Genomic DNA, 15,409 nt, shown 5'->3' with positions numbered 1-15,409 from the left:
AAGGGGGCAGAGCCGCCATGGAACCCACCGGCAATCCGGCCGATCCGGGGCTGACACCGTCCGGCCACGTCGACACGTTCACCCGGGACCACCTCCCGCAGCGCGAGCGGTGGCCCGCGCTGGTCCACGACCGGCCCGAGCTGCACTACCCCGCCCGCCTCAACTGCGGTGCGGAGCTCCTGGACCGGACCGTCGAGCGGTTCGGCGCCGAGCGTCCCGCCTTCCACACCGCGTCCGGCGAGACCTGGACGTACGGCCTGCTGCGGCAGCACGTCGACCGGATCGCGCGCGTGCTGACCGACGAGCTCGACGTACGGCCCGGCCGGCGCGTCCTGCTGCGCGGGCCCACCACGCCGTGGCTCGCGGCCTGCTGGCTCGCCGTGATGAAGGCGGGCGCGGTCGCCGTGACCGTCCTCGCCCAGCAGCGGTCGCAGGAGCTCGCCACCATGTGCGGGATCGCCGAGGTGCGGCACGCGCTCTGCGACGTCCGGTCGGTGGACGACCTGATCAAGGCCGGGGTGCCGGGGCTGAGCGTCACCACGTACGGAGGTGAGGGACCCGACGACCTTCTCGTGCGTGCGGGCAGGCAGCCCGCGGAGTACGAGGCGGTCGACACGGCCGCCGACGACGTCGCGCTCATCGCCTTCACCTCCGGTACGACGGGGCGGCCCAAAGGGTGCATGCACTTCCACCGCGACGTGCTCGCCATCGCCGACACCTTCGCGCGGCACGTCCTCAAGCCGGTGCCCGACGACGTCTTCGCGGGCAGCCCGCCGCTCGGCTTCACCTTCGGGCTCGGCGGTCTCGTCATCTTCCCGCTGCGCTTCGGCGCATCGTCCGTGCTGCTCGAACAGGCCGGTCCCAAGCAGCTGTTGCCCGCCATCGGGCGCCACGGGATCTCGGTGCTCTTCACCGCGCCGACCGCGTACCGCACGATGCTGGACCGGCTCGAAGGGCAGGACGTCTCCTCGCTGCGCCGCTGCGTCTCGGCCGGGGAGAACCTGCCCGCGGCCACCTGGCAGGCCTGGCACCGGCGCACCGGCCACCGCATCATCAACGGCATCGGCGCGACGGAGCTGCTGCACATCTTCATCTCCGCCGCCGACGACGACATCAGGCCCGGCACGACGGGACGCCCCGTGCCGGGGTGGCACGCGCGCGTGGTCGACGATTCCGGTGCCCCGGTGCCGGACGGCGAGCCCGGACTGCTCGCCGTGCGCGGCCCGGTGGGCTGCCGCTACCTCGCCGACGACCGCCAGCTCCAGTACGTACGGCACGGCTGGAACATCACCGGCGACACCTACGTCCGCGACCCCGACGGCTACTTCCGCTACGTCGCCCGCGCCGACGACATGATCATCTCGGCCGGGTACAACATCGCCGGCCCCGAGGTCGAGGAGGCCCTGCTCCGCCACCCCGACGTCGCCGAGACCGCGGTCGTGGGGCGCCCCGACGAGCTGCGCGGCCAGGTCGTCGTGGCCCACGTGGTCCTGCGCGAGGGGGCGACGCCCGACGCCGACCGGCTCCGCGAGTTCGTCAAGGGCGAGCTCGTGCCGTACAAGTGCCCGCGCGAGATCGTCTTCCTGGACGCCCTGCCGAGGACGGCGACGGGGAAGCTGCAGCGGTTCCGGCTGCGCGCCGGGCCCCCGGCGGAACCGGGCCCGTAGAGTGATCACGTGTCCGAGCAGCACACCCCACGGTCCCTGATCGTCACCTTCTACGGCGCCTACGGCCGCGCCGCGCCAGGACCCGTCCCGGTGGCCGAGCTGGTGCGCCTCCTCGCGCCGGTCGGCGTGGACGCGCCGTCGGTGCGGTCCTCCGTGTCCCGGCTCAAGCGGCGCGGCCTGCTCGTGCCCGCGCGCACCGCGGCGGGCGCCGCGGGCTACGCGCTCTCGCCCGACGCGCGCCAGCTCCTGGAGGACGGCGACCGCCGCATCTACGGCACCGAGGTCGCGCGGCGGGGAGGCGGCTGGGTCCTCGCCGTCTTCTCCGTGCCCGAGGCCGAGCGCCAGAAGCGGCACGTGCTGCGCTCCCGCCTCGCGGGCCTCGGCTTCGGCACGGCGGCGCCGGGCGTCTGGATCGCCCCCGCGCACCTCTACGAGGAGACCAGGCACACCCTGGAGCGCCTCCAACTCTCCCCGTACGTCGACCTGTTCCGCGGCGAGCACCTGGGCTTCGCGCCGACGGCGGAGGCGGTCGGGCGCTGGTGGGACCTCTCGTCCCTGGCCAAACAGCACGAGGCGTTCCTGGACCGGCACGAGCCGGTGCTGCGCTCCTGGGAGACCCGCAAGGGCGCTCCCCCGCCGCCCGAGGAGGCGTACCGCGACTATCTCCTCGCCCTCGACTCCTGGCGCCAACTCCCCTACGCCGACCCGGGCCTGCCCGCCGACCTGCTGCCCGCGGACTGGCCGGGGGACCGCTCCGCCGCGGTGTTCGCGGCGCTGGACGGCCGGCTGCGGGAGGCCGGGGCGCTGTTCGTGCGGCCCGCATAGACCGGAAGGCTGGAGGAGACGGGTGGGCGAGGACGTGTTGCGCTGGAGCGAGTACCGCGTCGTGCCGTGGAAGAACGGTGGCGGTACGACCAGAGAGGTCGCGGACGGCACCGGCTGGCGGGTGAGCGTCGCGGACGTGGACGGGGACGGCCCCTTCTCGTCCTTTCCCGGCATCGACCGTGTGATCACCCCGGTCGAGGGCGACGGCATGCTGCTGACCGTGGCCGGGGCCGCACCGCGGCCGGTGGAGCCGCTGCGCCCCTTCGCCTTTCCCGGTGACGCGGCGACGGACTGCCGACTGGTGGCGGGCGCCGTGCGCAATCTGAACGTGATGACCCGCAGGGGCTCCGCGACGGCCGACGTGCGGATCGTCGACGTCACCGCCGGGCGGGAGGCGGGGACGGTGTGCGCGGCGGGCCAGATCCTGCTGGTCATGGCCGTCACGGAAGGGGTCGCCGTCGGTGGGCAGGAAGGGCGGGGGACTCCGCTCGGCCGTCTCGACTGCGTACGCCGGGACGGCCCGGGCGCGCTCACGCTGCGCGGTGACGGCACGGTGGCCGAGGTCAGGATCAAGGCGAGGACCACCGCGCCGCGCTGACGCGGGCGCTCAGCCGCCCAGCCGCTCAGCCGCTCAGCCGCTCAGGGTCAGCCTCGGCTTGGGCGCGTCCGTGCGTCCCGTCTGGGGCCGTCGGCTGCCCGCGCGGTACTGCACGGGCCAGCTCACGCCCGGCCCCGCGTAGCCCTGTTCGGCGGCGGCGTGCAGGGTCCAGTGCGGGTCGTAGAGGTGCGGGCGGGCGAGGGCGCAGAGGTCCGCGCGGCCCGCGAGGAGCAGGGAGTTGACGTCGTCCCAGGAGGAGACGGCGCCGACCGTGATCACCGGGATGCCGGTCCGGTTGCGGATGCGGTCGGCGTACGGCGTCTGGTAGGAGCGGCCGAACGCGGGGCGCTCGTCGGAGACCACCTGGCCCGTCGACACGTCGATCGCGTCGGCCCCGTGCGCCGCGAACGCGCGGGCGATCTCGACGGCGTCGGCCGCCGTGGTGCCGCCGTCGGCCCAGTCGGTGGCGGAGATGCGGACCGTCATGGGCCTGCCGTCCGGCCACACCTCCCGTACCGCGTCGAAGACTTCGAGGGGGAAGCGGAGGCGGGCCCGGAGGGAGCCGCCGTACGCGTCCGTGCGGCGGTTCGTGAGCGGCGAGAGGAAGCCGGAGAGCAAGTAGCCGTGGGCGCAGTGCAGTTCGAGGAGGTCGAATCCTGCGAGGTCGGCGCGCCGGGCCGCCGCGACGAACTGGTCGCGGATCTCGGCCAGTCCGGCGCGGGAGAGTTCGCGGGGGGTCTGACTGCCCGGCTTGTACGGGAGCGGTGAGGCGGCGTCGAGCGGCCAGTTGCCGTCGGGCAGCGGTTCGTCGATGCCCTCCCACATCAGGCGGGTGGAGCCCTTGCGGCCCGAGTGGCCGAGCTGGACGCCGATCGCCGTGCCGGGTGCCTGCGCGTGGACGAAGTCGGTGACACGCCGCCAGGCGTCGGCCTGTTCGGCGGTGTAGAGCCCGGCACAGCCCGGCGTGATGCGGCCGCGCTCGCTGACGCACACCATCTCGGTCATGACCAGGCCCGCGCCGCCGAGTGCCCGCGCGCCCAGGTGCACCAGGTGGAAGTCGCCGGGGACGCCGTCCACGGCGGAGTACATGTCCATCGGGGAGACGACGACGCGGTTGCGCAGGGTCAGGTCGCGCAGCCGGAAGGGCGTGAACATCGGCGGGGTGCCTTCGGGGCAGCCGAAGTCGCGCTCGACGGCGCGGGTGAACCCGGCGTCGCGCAGCCGGAGGTTGTCGTGGGTGACGCGCCGGCTGCGGGTGAGGAGGTTGAACGCGAACTGCCGGGGCGGCTGGCCCAGGTGGTCCGGCAGCCGCTCGAACCACTCCAGGCTGGCGCGGGCCGCACGCTGCGTGGAGGCGACGACGGGGCGGCGCTCGCTCTCGTACGCCGTGAGGGCGCTCGGGATGTCGGGCTGCTCCTGGAGGCAGGCGGCGAGGGCGAGGGCGTCCTCGACGGCGAGCTTGGTGCCGGAGCCGATGGAGAAGTGCGCGGTGTGGGCGGCGTCGCCGAGGAGCACCGTGTTGCCGTGGGACCAGCGGTCGTTGACGACCGTGCGGAAGTTGATCCAGGCGGATTTGTTGCCGCGCAGCGGGCGGCCGCCGAGCGCGTCGGCGAAGATCTTGGCGCAGCGTTCGGTGGACTCGCGCTCGTCGAGCTCGGCGAACCCGGCCTCCCTCCACACCTCCTCACGCATCTCGACGATGACGGTGGAGGCGTCGGGATCGCGGGAGTACGGATAGCCGTGCAGCTGCATCATGCCGTGCTCGGTCTCGGCGATCTCGAACCGGAACGCGTCGAAGGCGAAGTCCGCGGCCAGCCAGATGTAGCGGCAGCGGTGCGTCGTGAGGCTCGGCCGGAAGACGTCGGCGTGCGCCTCGCGGGTGAGGCTGTGCACACCGTCCGCGGCGACGACGAGGTCGTACGCCGTGGACAGCTCGGCGGCGGGCGGCGCCCCGGTGCGGAAGCGGAGCTCGACGCCGAGCCCGCGGCAGCGCTCGTGCAGGATCTCCAGGAGCCTGCGGCGCCCGAGCGCCGCGAAGCCGTGGCCGCCGGAGGTGTGCCGCCGGTCGCGGTGCACGATGTCGATGTCGTCCCAGCGCACGAACTCGGCCTGGAGCGCGGCGTACACGGCGGGGTCGGCGTGCTCGATGCCGCCGAGGGTCTCGTCGGAGAGGACGACACCGAAGCCGAAGGTGTCGTCGGGCGCGTTGCGCTCCCAGACGGTCACCTCGCGGGCGGGGTCGAGCCGCTTGAGCAGCGCGGCGGCGTAGAGCCCGCCGGGTCCGCCGCCGATGACGGCGATGCGGTGCGCCGCGGGCGGCGTGCGCACCCGGGTGAGCTCGGCCGCCTCGTCCACGGCGACCGCCTCGTCCGCCGCGGTCGCCTCGTCCGTCACCGGTGCCTCGTCCACGGCCGCCGCTTCGTCCGTCACGGGCGCCTCGTCCGCCGCGGGCGCCTCGTCCGTCACCGGTGCCTCGTCCGCCGCGGGCGCCTCGGCAGGGCGGAGCGAGGTCGGCCGACGGGGCGCCGGCCGGCCTGCCGCCACGCCTTCCTCGGCGGTCTCGCCCACCGCACCTGCCTCCGCAGGACGGCGCACAGCCGGCCCGAACGAGGACGGACAGGCACCTGTCGCGGGCGCCTCTGTAGGACGGCTCGCGGTCACCCCGGGTGGCCCGGTGGGCGCCGGTGCCGTCTCCGCCTTCGTCGCCCCCGTCCTCGTCCTCGTCGCCCCCGTCCTCATCGGCCCTGCCACTTCGGCGGGCGCTTCTCCGTGAAGGCCGCGTGGAACTCGGCGTAGTCCTCGCCGTTCATGAGGAGGGCCTGCGTGGCCGCGTCCAGTTCGACGGAGGCGGCGAGCGGCATGTCCAGTTCGGCGGTGAGCAGCGCCTTCGTCTGCGCGTACGCGAGGGCGGGGCCGTCGGCGAGGCGCCGCGCCAGGGTCCGCGCGGCCTCGGCGGCCCTGCCTTCCTCCGTCAGCTCGCTGATGAGGCCGATCCGTTCGGCCTCGGGGGCGCGCACCGGTTCGCCCAGCATGAGGAGCCGGGTGGCGTGGCCGAGGCCGACGACGCGCGGCAGCAGATAGGCGGCGCCCATGTCGCCGCCGGAGAGGCCGACCCGGGTGAAGAGGAAGGAGAAGCGGGCCGAGGGGTCCGCGACGCGGAAGTCCGCGGCGAGGGCGAGGACCGCGCCGGCGCCCGCCGCCACGCCGTGCACGGCGGCGACCACCGGGAAGGGGCACTCCCGGATCGCCCGGACGACCTGGCCGGTCATGCGGTTGAAGTCGAGGAGCTGGGCCGTGTCCATGGCAAGCGTGGCGCCGATGATCTCGTCGACGTCGCCGCCGGAGCAGAAGCCGTGGCCCTCGCCGCCGAGCACGAGGGCGCGCACGGACTTGTCGCGGGAGAGCTCGGCGAGCAGGTCGCGCAGGTCGGCGTAGGCGCCGAAGGTGAGGGCGTTGAGCTTGTCGGGGCGGGCGAGGGTGACCGTGGCGACCCCTTCGTCGACGGCGAGTCGCAGGTGCCGCCAGTCGGGGGTGCGGGTCGCGGAGCCGGTGAAGGGACTCATCTGGTGCGGCCTCCTCGGCCTGGGGGGCTGGAGTGCGCGGGTGTGGGGCGTCGTGGAGCACCGGTGGGGCGACGGAGAGTGCCACTCCCGAAGTTATCACCGTCCCGTGACTGTCGTCATGAGTGCGCGATATGACGGCCGTGCGACAGCGGAACGACACAGGGCCGTACGTCCCGGGAACGCCCGACCGTCGGCCCTGCCGCCACAGCGCTTAGGATTCGTACGGTTGAAAGCAGGACCGCTTGCCTGCCCTGAACGGACCCGCCTTGCACGAGCCCTCCTCCCCCGCCTCCTGGCGCATCGCGCTGCCGCACACCGCGGCCGCCGTGCCGGTCGCGCGCGCCCTGGTCCGTACGGCGCTCAACGACATCGAGACGTCCGCCGACACCGACACCGCCGAGCTCCTCACCGCCGAGCTGGTCGCGAACGCCGTCGAGCACACCGCGGGGCAGGACCCCATAGAGCTGGTGATCGAGCTGCTGCCGACCGGCTGCCAGGTCGAGGTGCACGACTCCAACCCGCTGCCGCCCGGTGACCTCACCGCCCCCGACCCGCCCGGCGAGCCGGACCCCTGGCAGGAGCACGGGCGCGGCCTGCTCCTGATCCGCACCCTCAGCTCGTCCTGCGGCCACCGCCCCACCGCGTCCGGCAAGGCGGTCTGGTTCACGCTTCCCGCGACTCCCCCGCGGCCCCGGCGCTGACCGGCGCCTCGCCCCGGCCGAGCCGCGAGTGGCCGCGGCCGTAGAGCGCGTAGACCACGGCGCCCGCCACGAGGAACACGGCGAACTGCAGCCACGTCGTCCAGCCCGTGCCCCAGATCAGATAGAGGCAGAAGCCCACACCGAGGACCGGGCTGACGGGGTACAGCGGCACGCGGAAGGTGCGGCGCAGGTCCGGGGCCGAGCGGCGCAGGGCGAGGACCGCGACGTTCACCACGGCCATGACCGTCAGGGTGCCGATGGTGGTGAGGCTGACGACGACGTCGAGCGACGAGAAGGCGGCGGGCACGGCGACGACCGCCGCGACGATCCAGGTGTTGGCGACCGGGGTCGCGGTCCTCGGCGAGACGCGTGCGAAGACGCGCGGCATAAGGCCGTCGCGGGACATCGACATCAGGATGCGGGTCTGGCCGTACATGACGGCGAGCACCACGGAGGCGATGGCGACGACCGCGCCGAAGGCGATGATGCCGCCGCCGACGGTCGAGTCGGTGACGTGGTCGACGACGAGCGAGAGGGCGGCGGGCTTGTCCGCGACGGCGTCGGAGCCGAGCGCGCCGATGGCCGCGAGCGCCACGGCGACGTAGAGCAGTGTGACGACGCCGATGCAGATCATGATGGCGAGGGGGATGTTGCGCCGCGGGTTCTTCACCTCCTCGCCGGCCGTGGTGACCGCGTCGAAGCCGATGAAGGAGAAGAAGGCGAGCGAGGCGCCCGCGGTGATGCCGGAGACGCCCGCGCCCGCGAAGGGCGTGAGGTTGCCGTCCTCGAACGCGGTGAACGCGACGGCCAGGAAGAGCAGCAGGATGCCGATCTTCAGCACCGCCATGGCCGCCGTGGCGCCGGCGCTCTCGCGGATGCCGCGCACCAGGAGGACGGCGGCGAGCAGGATGACGACGACGGCCGGCAGGTTGAGCACGCCGCCCTCGCCGGGTCCGGCGGAGAGCGCGGCGGGCAGCTCCCATCCGGTGAGGCTGTGCAGCAGTTCGTTCAGGTACTGGCTCCAGCCGACCGCGACCGCGGAGACCGAGACGCCGTACTCCAGGAGCAGACACCAGCCGACGAGGAACGCGGTGCGCTCGCCCAGTGAGGCGTACGCGAACGAGTACGAGCTGCCGGAGACCGGGATCGCGCCGCCCAGCTCCGCGAACGAGAACGCGGTGAAGATGCAGGTCACGGCCGCGAGGACGTAGGAGACCGCGACGGCGGGGCCGGCCTCGGCGACCGAGTCGGAGAGGCCGACGAAGATGCCGGTGCCGACGATGGCGCCGACACCGAAGCACACGAGCTGGAAGAGCCCCATGGTGCGCCGGAGGCCGTGGCCTTCGAGGTCCGCCCCCGATTCGGCGACGAGCTGGTCGGGGGACTTGATGCGAAGCCCATTGGTGCGTGTGGGGCTCATGGGGTGGTTCTCGTTTCCGGTGGTGCGTGGTGCGTGGAGCGTGGAGCGCGGTGCGGGGTGTCAGGTCAGTGTCGCGACCAGGACCGCCTTGATCGTGTGCATACGGTTCTCGGCCTCGTCGAAGACGACGGAGTGTGCCGACTCGAAGACCTCGTCGGTGACCTCCAGGGCCTCCAGGCCGTACGTCTCGTGGACCTCGCGTCCGACCTGGGTGCCCAGGTCGTGGAAGGCGGGCAGGCAGTGCAGGAACTTCACGTCGGCGTTGCCGGTGGCGCGCAGGACGTCCATCGTCACCGTGTAGGGCGCGAGGGCGGCTATGCGCTCGGCCCACACCTCCTTGGGCTCCCCCATCGACACCCAGACGTCGGTGCCGACGAAGTCGGCGCCCCGGACGCCTTCCTCGACGTCCTCGGTGAGCGTGAGGCGGGCGCCGCTGGCCGCGGCGAGCTCCCGGGCCCGCGCGACGATCTCCTCGGCGGGCCAGTAGGCGCGGGGCGCGACGATGCGTACGTCCATGCCGAGCAGGGCGCCGGTGACCAGGTACGAGTTGCCCATGTTGAAGCGGGCGTCCCCGAGGTAGGCGAAGGCGGTACCGGTGAGGGGCTTGGCGCTGTGCTCGGTCATGGTGAGCATGTCGGCGAGCATCTGGGTGGGGTGCCAGGAGTCGGTCAGGCCGTTGTAGACGGGCACGCCCGCGTGCGCGGCGAGCGTCTCGACCGTGTCCTGCGCGTCCCCGCGGAACTCGATGGCGTCGAACATCCGGCCGAGCACCCGGGCGGTGTCCTTCGACGACTCCTTCTTGCCGATGTGCGACCCGGACGGGTCGATGTACGTCGTGGCGGCGCCCTGGTCGGCGGCGGCCACCTCGAAGGCGCAGCGGGTCCTGGTCGAGCTCTTCTCGAAGATCAGCGCGATGTTCTTGCCCCGCAGCCGCCGCGTCTCGGCCCCGGCCTTCTTGGCCGCCTTCAGCTCGGCGGCCAGGTCGATCAGGCCGCGGAACTCGTCGGCGGTGAAGTCCAGCTCCTTGACGAAGTGGCGGCCGGTGAGGTCTGTGGCCATGAGGCGCTCCAGGAATGCGGAAAGGGGTGCGGGACACGGTGACCTTGGAACTATATACGATGCTCCACATTTATATACGGAGCCCCCGGGTTCACCGCCCGGCCGGGGTCACGCCCCCGGCACCGCGTCCCGCTGCACCGGGCAGCTCATGCACCGCGGGCCGCCCCGGCCGCGCCCCAGCTCGCTGCCGAGGATCTCGATCACCTCGATGCCCTGCTTGCGCAGGTGCGTGTTGGTCGTCGAGTTCCGCTCGTACGCGACGACGACGCCGGGCTCCACGGCGAGGACGTTGCAGCCGTCGTCCCACTGCTCGCGCTCGGCCGCGTGCACGTCCTGGGTGGCCGTGAGCACCCGGATGCCGTCGAGGCCGAGCGCCGCGGCGATCGCCCGGTGCATGTGCTCGGGCGGATGGTCGGTGACCTTCAGCTCCCGCTCCCCGACGCCCGGTTCGATGGTGTACGAGCGGAGCATGCCGAGGCCCGCGTACTGCGTGAAGGTGTCGCCGTCGACCATCGTCATGACCGTGTCGAGGTGCATGAAGGCGCGCCGCTTCGGCATGTCCAGGGCCACGATCGTCTGCGCGGAGCCCGCCGCGAACAGCTTGTGCGCGAGCATCTCGACGGCCTGCGGCGTGGTGCGCTCGCTCATGCCGATGAGCACCGCCCCCTTGCCGATCACGAGGACGTCGCCGCCCTCGATGGTCGAGGGGTAGTCGGCCTGCCCCTGCGACCAGATGTTGAAGTTCTCGCTCCGGAACAGCGGGTGGTGCTGGTAGATCGCCTCGAAGTGCACGGTCTCGCGCTGCCTGGCGGGCCAGCGCATCGCGTTGATGGAGACGCCGTCGTAGATCCAGGCGGAGGTGTCGCGGGTGAAGAGGTGGTTGGGCAGCGGACCGAGCAGGAAGTCGTCCAGGTCCATGCAGTGGAAGCGGACGGACGTCGGCTCGGCGTGCCGCTCCAGGAACTCCCGCTTCGTCATCCCGCCGACCAGCGCCTCGGCGAGCTCGGCCGACGGCAGCGTCGCGAAGACGGCCCGCAGGTGGTCGGTGGCCAGCGGTCCGTACTCCTTCTCGTCGAAGACGCGGTCCAGGACCATGAGGCGGGCCGCCGGCACGTCCAGGGTCTCGGTCAGCAGGTCGCCGAAGAGGTGGACGGCCACGCCCCGGTCGCGCAGCACGTCCGCGAAGCCGTCGTGCTCCTGGCGGGCCCTGCGCACCCACAGGACGTCGTCGAAGAGGAGGGTGTCCTTGTTGCTCGGAGTCAGCCGCTTGAGCTCCAGATCGGGGCGGTGCAGTATGACGCGGCGCAGCCGCCCGGCCTCGGAGTCGACATGGAATCCCATGGGGTCCATCTTTCCCCGGCCGGACGGCCGACGCTCATCGTTGGCCGAAGCCGTGCGGCTCAGCGGCTAGAGCCGCGGGTCCACCGGCTCCGACTCCAGGGCGAGGACCGCGAACACCGCCTCGTGCACGCGCCACAGCGGCTCGCCGTCCGCGAGGCGGTCCAGGGCCTCAAGGCCGAGCGCGTACTCGCGGGTGGCGAGTGAGCGCTTGTGGCCGAGTGAGCGCTCGCGCAGCTTCGCCAGGTTCTCCGGGCGCGTGTACTCCGGGCCGTAGACGATCCGCAGGTACTCGCGGCCGCGGCACTTGACGCCGGGCTGGACGAGCCGGCCCTGCCCGTTCCTGACCAGCGCCTCGACCGGCTTGACGACCATGCCCTCGCCGCCGCGGCTGGTCATCTCCAGCCACCAGTCGACGCCCGCGCGGACCGACTCGGGGTCGCCCGTGTCGACGTAGAGGCGGCGGGTGGTCTGCAGCAGGTCGGACTCCTGGCCGCTGTTGTCGTGCTCCACCATGCGGTCGATCAGGGCCAGCTGTTCGTCGTGCGGGAGCCCGGCGAGGCTGCGGCCCTGGACCGCCAGGATCTGGAACGGCGCGAGCCGCACGCCCTCCAGGCCCTCGGTCGGCCAGCAGTAGCGGCGGTAGGCGTCGGTGAACGCGGCGGCGTCCGCGGCGCGCTCCCGCTGCCGGGCGAGGAGCCCGCCCGCGTCGACACCGCGCGCCGTCGCCGCCTCCAGCGCGGCGAGCGCGCCGGGGAAGACGGCACCGGAGGCGGCGCCCACGGCGGCGTACTGGGTGCGGAGCAGGCCGGACGCCTTCAGCGACCACGGCATCAGCTCCGCGTCGAGCAGCAGCCAGTCCGTCCGCAGCTCCTCCCACAGGCCCGCCTCGGTGACGGCGTCGCGGACCCGGCCGAGCACCTCCTCGGTGACGGCCGCGTCGGCGAAGAAGGGGCGGCCGGTGCGGGTGCAGAGGGACCCCGTGGGGCCCTCGACACCGAAGCGCTCGCGGGCCGCGGCGGCGTCCCGGCAGACCAGGACCACCGCCCGGGAACCCATGTGCTTCTCCTCGCACACGACGCGCGCGACACCGTCCTGCGCGTACGAAGCGAAGGCCTCGGCCGGGTGCTCCAGATAGCCCTCGCGCCGCGACGTCGCGGTCGGCGCCATCGTCGGCGGCAGGTACGGCAGCAGGCGCGGGTCGACGGCGAAGCGGCTCATGACCTCCAGGGCCGCCGCCGCGTTCTCCTCGCGCACGGCGACGCGGCCGGCGTGCCGGGTCTCCACCACGCGGCGGCCGTGCACGTCGCCCAGGTCGAGCGGCCGCCCGTCGTGACCGCCGGGCGCCTCGGTGCGCAGCGGCCTGGCCGGCTCGTACCAGACGCGTTCCGCCGGTACGTCGACGAGTTCGCGCTCCGGCCAGCGCAGCGCGGTCAGCCTGCCGCCGAAGACGGCGCCGGTGTCCAGGCAGATGGTGTTGTTGAGCCAGGTCGCGGTGGGCACCGGGGTGTGGCCGTAGACGACGGCGGCGCGGCCCCGGTACTCCTCCGCCCACGGGTAGCGCACCGGCAGCCCGAACTCGTCGGTCTCGCCGGTCGTGTCGCCGTACAGGGCGTGCGAGCGCACCCGGCCGGACGTACGGCCGTGGTACTTCTCGGGCAGGCCCGCGTGGCAGACGACGAGCCGTCCCCCGTCGAGGACGTAGTGGGAGACGAGACCGTCGACGAACTCCCGTACCCGCGCCCGGAATTCCTCGCTCTCGCGCTCCAGCTGCTCGATGGTCTCGGCCAGTCCGTGGGTGTGCTGGACCTTGCGGCCCCTCAGGTGGCGGCCGAGCTTGTTCTCGTGGTTGCCGGGCACGCAGAGCGCGGTGCCGTCCGCGACCATCGCCATCACCCGGCGCAGCACGCCCGGGGTGTCCGGGCCGCGGTCGACGAGGTCGCCGACGAAGACGGCCGTGCGGCCCTCGGGGTGGACGCCGTCCGCATAGCCGAGCTTGTCGAGCAGGGTTTCCAGTTCGGCGGCGCAGCCGTGGATGTCGCCGATGATGTCGAAGGGGCCCGTGAGGTGGGAGAGGTCGTTGTAGCGCTTCTCGGTGACGACGGTGGCGCCCTCGATCTCGTCCACGCCGCGCAGGACGTGGACCTTCCTGAAGCCCTCGCGCTCCAGGTGCTTCAGGGAGCGGCGCAGTTCGCGCTGGTGGCGCTGGATGACGCGGCGCGGCAGCCCCGCACGGTCCTCGCGCGCGGCGTTGCGTGCGGCGCAGACCTCTTCGGGCACGTCGAGCACGATGGCGATGGGCAGCACGTCGTACTGCCTGGCCAGCTCGATCAGCTGCTTGCGGCTGTCGCTCTGCACGCTGGTCGCGTCGACGACCGTGCGGCGGCCCGCGGCGAGGCGCTTGCCCGCGATGTAGTGCAGCACGTCGAAGGCGTCGCGGCTGGCGCTCTGGTCGTTCTCGTCGTCGGCGACGAGCCCTCGGCAGAAGTCGCTGGAGATGACCTCGGTGGCCTTGAAGTGCCGGTGCGCGAAGGTCGACTTGCCGGAGCCGGTGGCGCCGATCAGGACGACGAGGGACAGGTCGGTGACGGGCAGCACGCGGCGCGGTCCCGCGGCTTCGGTGACGGAACCGCTGTCGCTGGTGGTGTCGTTCGTCATGCGGCCCGCACCTCCTCTCTGGCGGCCTGCGTGAACACGGCCATCTGGGTGGGCGGCCCCACCTCGGGGTCGTCGTCGCCCACGGGCACGAACTCCACGTCGTACGCGTGCCGCTCGGCCACCGCGCGGGCCCAGGCGCGGAACTCCTCCCGCGTCCACTCGAAGCGGTGGTCACCGTGGCGCACGTGCCCGGCCGGGAGGGTTTCCCACCGGACGTTGTACTCGACGTTCGGCGTCGTGACGAGGACGGTGCGGGGGCGCGCGGAGCCGAACACCGCGTACTCCAGGGCGGGCAGGCGCTCCACGTCGAGGTGCTCGATGACCTCGCTGAGCACCGCCGCGTCGTACCCCTTGAGCCGCTTGTCGGTGTAGGCGAGCGAGCCCTGGAGGAGCGTGACGCGCTCCGCCAGGCGCTCGCCCATCCGGTCGAGCCGCAGCCGCCGCGCCGCGACGGTCAGCGCGCGCACGGACACGTCGAGCCCGACGATCTCGGTGAACCGCGCGTCCTTGAGCAACGCCTGCACCAACTGCCCCTGCCCGCACCCGAGATCGAGGACGTGGGCCGCCCCGGCCGCGGTGAGCGCCGCGAGGATCGCCTCGCGGCGGCGCAGGGCGAGCGGCACGGGCCTCTCCTCCGTGTCGAAGGTGTCGGACTCGTCTTCAGCGACGGCGTTGTCCAGCTCCTCGACGTCCGTGTCGTCGGCGTCGGCGAGCCGTACCAGTTCGAGCCGCTCCGTCGCCTCACGGGTCAGGGACCGGCGCCGCGCGAGGTAGCGGCTGGTGATGAGCTCCCGCTCCGGGTGGTCCGCGAGCCAGCCGTCACCGGCCCGCAGCAGCTTGTCGACCTCGTCCGGCGAGACCCAGTAGTGCTTGGCGTCGTCGAGGACGGGAAGCAGCACGTACAGGTGGCGGAGCGCCTCGCCCAGGGTCAGCCGGCCGTCGGGCACGTCGAGGACGAGCTGTACGTACCGCGAGTCCCCCCAGGCGGGGAACCGCACGTCCAGCGGGACGGGCGTCGCCGTCACCGTCCAGCCGAGCGGCTCGAACAGCGCCCGCACCAGGCCGGCGCCGCCGCTCGCGGGCAGGGCGGGCACCTCGACGCGCAGCGGCAGCGGCCGCGCGGCCCGCTCGGGGCGGGCGTTGCACACGCCGCGCAGCGCGCTGGAGAAGACCGCGCTCAGCGCCACGGCGAGCAGCGAGGAGGCCGCGTACGGCCGGTCGTTCACGTACTGCGCGAGCGCCGCGTCGGGTGCGCCGCCGCGCCCCTTGCCCTTCCCCTTGCCACGCCGCACGAGCGCGACGGGGTCGACCTCCAGGAGCAGCGCGGCGGTGCAGCGCTCGGGGGTCGCCTCGGGGTAGAAGACGTGGGCGGTGCCGTGGGAAGTGGCGAACGCCTGCGTCCTGTCAGGATGCTTGTGCAGCAGGAATCCCAGGTCGGTCGCCGGGTTCCGCGCGTCGCCGGAGGTCGAGATCGTCAAGAACACATGGTCGAGTATCGTCGCGCCGGGCGGCGAGGGCCACGGAATTTGCACTCGCCGGTCAGGAGTCCGTACGCGGCGGCCGGGACTCCGCACACACGC

The 15,409-nt window shown here is 73.2% G+C and carries 11 protein-coding genes; 4 read left to right on the top strand and 7 right to left on the bottom strand.

Translation table 11 applies throughout. The features are described 5' to 3' along the window. Positions 1 to 17: 17 nt before the first annotated feature. From AB0H82_RS12360 to AB0H82_RS12350, 3 genes are read left to right on the top strand one after another with little or no spacing between them, the layout of a single operon-like run. Entirely contained in the window at positions 18 to 1,667 is a 1,650-nt protein-coding gene (locus AB0H82_RS12360) for an AMP-binding protein (protein WP_362991639.1), read from the top strand. A gap of 9 nt (positions 1,668 to 1,676) precedes the next feature. Continuing rightward, a complete protein-coding gene (locus tag AB0H82_RS12355) occupies positions 1,677 to 2,492 on the top strand; it encodes a PaaX family transcriptional regulator C-terminal domain-containing protein (RefSeq protein ID WP_362991637.1) in 816 nt (271 codons plus the stop codon). A 22-nt stretch (positions 2,493 to 2,514) separates the two neighbouring features. Next, positions 2,515 to 3,090 (top strand): HutD family protein, encoded by a 576-nt coding sequence (locus AB0H82_RS12350; RefSeq protein ID WP_362991635.1) that lies wholly within the window; start codon positions 2,515 to 2,517, stop codon positions 3,088 to 3,090. Positions 3,091 to 3,123: 33 nt separating this feature from the next. On the opposite strand, the gene AB0H82_RS12345 is transcribed toward AB0H82_RS12350, so the two are convergent. After that, complete coding sequence (locus AB0H82_RS12345; protein ID WP_362991885.1) at positions 3,124 to 5,445, bottom strand: bifunctional salicylyl-CoA 5-hydroxylase/oxidoreductase; 2,322 nt, start codon at positions 5,443 to 5,445, stop codon at positions 3,124 to 3,126. Between the two features lie 380 nt (positions 5,446 to 5,825). Beyond that, the gene (locus tag AB0H82_RS12340; RefSeq protein WP_362991633.1) at positions 5,826 to 6,653 is read right to left on the bottom strand and encodes an enoyl-CoA hydratase family protein; all 828 of its coding nucleotides are present in this window, start codon (positions 6,651 to 6,653) and stop codon (positions 5,826 to 5,828) included. Positions 6,654 to 6,904: 251 nt separating this feature from the next. Between AB0H82_RS12340 and AB0H82_RS12335 the strand changes: the two genes are divergently transcribed. Continuing rightward, positions 6,905 to 7,354, top strand: coding sequence for an ATP-binding protein (locus AB0H82_RS12335; RefSeq protein WP_362991883.1), 450 nt, complete (start codon positions 6,905 to 6,907; stop codon positions 7,352 to 7,354). Here the strand turns inward: AB0H82_RS12335 and AB0H82_RS12330 are convergent. The 5 genes from AB0H82_RS12330 to AB0H82_RS12310 all read right to left on the bottom strand — a co-directional run bounded on the left by AB0H82_RS12330 (position 7,317) and on the right by AB0H82_RS12310 (position 15,313). Further along, complete coding sequence (locus tag AB0H82_RS12330; RefSeq protein ID WP_362991631.1) at positions 7,317 to 8,774, bottom strand: amino acid permease; 1,458 nt, start codon at positions 8,772 to 8,774, stop codon at positions 7,317 to 7,319. The two genes, AB0H82_RS12335 and AB0H82_RS12330, sit on opposite strands and share 38 nt — an antisense overlap. A gap of 60 nt (positions 8,775 to 8,834) precedes the next feature. After that, positions 8,835 to 9,833 carry an ornithine carbamoyltransferase gene (gene argF / locus AB0H82_RS12325; protein ID WP_362991629.1) on the bottom strand — a complete coding sequence of 333 codons (999 nt, stop codon included), beginning with the start codon at positions 9,831 to 9,833 and terminating at the stop codon, positions 8,835 to 8,837. A gap of 108 nt (positions 9,834 to 9,941) precedes the next feature. Continuing rightward, positions 9,942 to 11,174, bottom strand: a complete 1,233-nt coding sequence (locus AB0H82_RS12320) for an arginine deiminase (protein WP_362991627.1) — start codon at positions 11,172 to 11,174, stop codon at positions 9,942 to 9,944. Positions 11,175 to 11,240: 66 nt separating this feature from the next. Further along, positions 11,241 to 13,829: a polynucleotide kinase-phosphatase gene (locus AB0H82_RS12315; protein WP_362991625.1), complete on the bottom strand. Its 2,589-nt coding sequence runs from the start codon at positions 13,827 to 13,829 to the stop codon at positions 11,241 to 11,243. Then, complete coding sequence (locus AB0H82_RS12310) at positions 13,826 to 15,313, bottom strand: 3' terminal RNA ribose 2'-O-methyltransferase Hen1 (protein WP_362991623.1); 1,488 nt, start codon at positions 15,311 to 15,313, stop codon at positions 13,826 to 13,828. Before AB0H82_RS12310 ends, AB0H82_RS12315 begins: the two co-directional genes overlap by 4 nt. Between the last annotated feature and the right edge of the window lie 96 nt (positions 15,314 to 15,409).

It is taken from the genome of Streptomyces sp. NPDC050732, from assembly GCF_040654255.1.
Classification (GTDB): Bacteria; Actinomycetota; Actinomycetes; order Streptomycetales; family Streptomycetaceae; genus Streptomyces.
Note: the sequence above shows the minus strand (reverse complement) of the source record. Positions and strands in the feature narration are given on the sequence as shown.